We start from the raw sequence: 2,861 nt of genomic DNA, 5'->3' as shown, positions 1-2,861 counted from the left end.
CCCCGTGGCTCCCGCCCCCGTGGCCCCCACGCCGAAGGGCTCCCCTGTGCGTGGGGTGCTGACCGGGTTCTGGGTCATCGCGGTGGTCATCGCCGCCGGGTACGCGCTCGGGCGGAGCGGGCGGCTCGGCGAGGGCGGGCGCGAGACGCTGACGCGGCTCGCGTTCCACGTGGCGACGCCCGCGCTGCTCTTCACGACGCTCGCCGACGCCGACCTCGGCGTGCTGCTCTCGGCGAAACTCCTGGTCACGGCGGCGAGCGTGGTCGCCGTGGGGGCGGTGTACGGGGCCGTGGCGGCCGTGCGCCGCTGGGGGGTCGGGCCGGGGACGATCGGCGCGCTGTGCTCCGGCTACGTCAACGCCGGCAACCTCGGCATCCCCATCGCCGTGTACGTGCTCGGCGACGCCTCGCTCGTCGCACCCGTCCTCCTCTTCCAGCAGGTCGTGGCGACGCCCGTGGCGCTCACGATCCTCGACCTGCGCCGCCCGGACCGCACGCGGGGCGGCCTCGTGCGGCAGGTCCTCACGCCGCTGCGGAACCCGGTCGCGGCCGGCTCGCTGAGCGGGGTGGCGGTCGCGGCGCTGGGGCTCGACGTGCCGGGCCCCGTCATGGACCCGCTCACGCTCGTCGGGAACATGTCGGTACCCGCCGTGCTGCTCGCCTTCGGCATCTCGCTGCGCGGCTCGGCGCTCCCGGCCCGGGGCCCCGAGGCGGGTCAGGTGCTCCTGTCGGCCGGGCTCAAGGCGCTGGGCCAGCCGCTGATCGCGTGGCTCCTCGCGGCGTACGTCTTCGGGCTGCGCGGGCACGGGCTGCTCGCGGTCGTGGTGACCTCCGCGCTGCCCGCCGCGCAGAACCTGCACACGTACGCGACGCGGTACGGCGTGGCCGAACGCCTCGCCCGCGAATCGGTGCTGCTCTCGACGGTGCTCTCGGTACCGGTCCTCGTAGGGGTGGCGGCGGCGCTGGGGTGAGTGTGGCGGGGGGCGGTACGGGGAACAGGTGCAGTCCACGCCGGACGGCGGAACCGTTCCCGTGCGCCCGCCGCCGCGCAGCCCTCGCCCGAGGAGAGCCGTCATGATCCATGTCACCCGCACGCTCGCGGTGCCCCACCCGCTGGAGAAGGTGATGGCCTACCTGGCCGACTTCGCGCACGCCGTCGACTGGGACCCCGGCACGGTCTCCTGCGAACGCCTCGGCGAGGGCGCGATCGGCGAGGGCTCGCGCTGGCACAACGTCTCGGAGTTCCGGGGCCGCCGCACCGAACTGACGTACCGCCTGGACACGTACACCCCCGACCGCCTCGTCTTCTCCGGCGTCAACAAGACGGCCGAGACGAGCGACGGCCTGACCTTCGCGCCCGGCGCGGGCAGCACCCACATCACCTACCGGGCCACGATCCGCTTCAAGGGCCTGGCCACCCTCGCCTCGCCGTTCCTGCGCCGCGAGTTCGAGCGCCTGGGCGACGAGATCACGACGACGATGCCGAGGGCGGTGACCCAGGCCCTGGGGTGAGGGCCGCGCGCGACGCCCGCGCCGTACGGAACACGTGAACCGCGAAGACTTCTTTGCGAAGAACTCTTCGCGAAGGAGTCTTCGCGGTTCACGCGGCCCGTATGAGCAGTGAAGAAGAGCCCGCGCCTCCCCCGGGGAGCCCGACGCCGCCCGACGCCGTCCACGTCGCCCTCGACGCCAAGGGGCTGCGCGCCCTCGCGCACCCCGTGCGGGTGCAACTCCTCGGCGCGCTCCGGCGGTACGGGGCGTCCACCGCGACCGCGCTCGGGCAGCGGCTCGGGGTCAGTTCGGGGACCGCCAGCTACCACCTGCGGCAGCTGGGGGCCGCAGGCTTCGTCGTTGAGGACAGCGAGCGGGGCAACAACCGCGAGCGGTGGTGGCGGGCCGCGCACACGAGGACGTTCTTCGACTCCAATACGTACGTGGAGCGCGAGCCGGAGGCGACGTTCCTCTACCACCAGGCCGTCGCGGCGACGCACGTCCGCCGGTTGCAGGACGCCGTCAACGAGTACGCGACCCTGCCCCCCCGAGTGGCGCGAGGTCTCGGACATGAGCGACTACGCGCTGCTGCTCTCGCCCGAGGAGGCACTGCGGCTCGGCGAGGAGGTGCGCGAGGTCGTCGCCCGCTACCGGCTGGCGACGACCGGGGCGGCGGCCCCCGAGGGCACCGGGCGTGTCTCGATGATCGTGCACGTCATCCCGGAACCCGACGAGCCGGGCCCGCCGGTCCCGCCGGCCGGGGCGTGACCCGCGATGACCGCGCCCCGCTCCCGGCGTCCCCTGATCGGCGTCCTGCTCGCCATCGGGGTGGCGCAGACCGCCACCCGCATATCCGCGATCGCGCTGCCCTGGTACGTCCTGGCCACGACGGGCAGTGCGACCTGGACCGGTCTCGTCGCCTTCTGCGAGATGGGCCCGTACGTCCTCGCGCAGACCTTCGGCGGTCCGCTCGTGGACCGGCTCGGGGCGCGTGCCGTCTCGGGGACGACCGACGTCGTGAGCGCGCTCGCGGCGGCGGCGATCCCGCTGCTGGACCTCGGCGGCCGGCTGGACATCGGGGTCCTGCTCGCCCTGGTCGCCGTGATCGGTACCGCGCGCGGGCCCGGTGACCTCGCCAAGGAGGTCATGGTCCCGGAGGCCGCCGACCTCGCGCGCGTGCCGATGGAACGGGCGACGGGGCTCTCCGGGACGGTCGAACGGCTCGCGAGCACGCTGGGCCTCGCGGGCGGCGGCGGGGTCGTCGCCCTGCTCGGCGCGCTCACCTCGCTGAGCGTCATGGCGGCGCTCTTCGCCCTCGGTTCGCTCGTCGTGCTGACGACGCTCCCGCGCCGGGCCGCCGCCCCCGCGAAG

Annotated in this window: 3 protein-coding genes and 1 pseudogene; all 4 read left to right on the top strand. The window is 74.6% G+C overall.

The genetic code is table 11. From position 1 onward, the window contains the following. Window positions 1-46 precede the first annotated feature (46 nt). Complete coding sequence (locus SSBG_RS18810; RefSeq protein ID WP_008747657.1) at window positions 47-970, top strand: AEC family transporter; 924 nt, start codon at window positions 47-49, stop codon at window positions 968-970. Window positions 971-1,073: 103 nt separating this feature from the next. After that, window positions 1,074-1,511, top strand: coding sequence for an SRPBCC family protein (locus SSBG_RS18805; RefSeq protein ID WP_008747656.1), 438 nt, complete (start codon window positions 1,074-1,076; stop codon window positions 1,509-1,511). Window positions 1,512-1,612: 101 nt separating this feature from the next. Beyond that, a pseudogene (locus tag SSBG_RS18800) lies at window positions 1,613-2,258 on the top strand (helix-turn-helix domain-containing protein). Window positions 2,259-2,264: 6 nt separating this feature from the next. Next, on the top strand, window positions 2,265-2,861 hold a 597-nt coding region (locus tag SSBG_RS18795; protein WP_324603573.1), incomplete at its 3' end, for an MFS transporter.

Source organism: Streptomyces sp. SPB074, from assembly GCF_000154905.1.
Taxonomy (GTDB): Bacteria; Actinomycetota; Actinomycetes; order Streptomycetales; family Streptomycetaceae; genus Streptomyces.
This window is presented reverse-complemented; position numbering and strand designations above follow the sequence as displayed.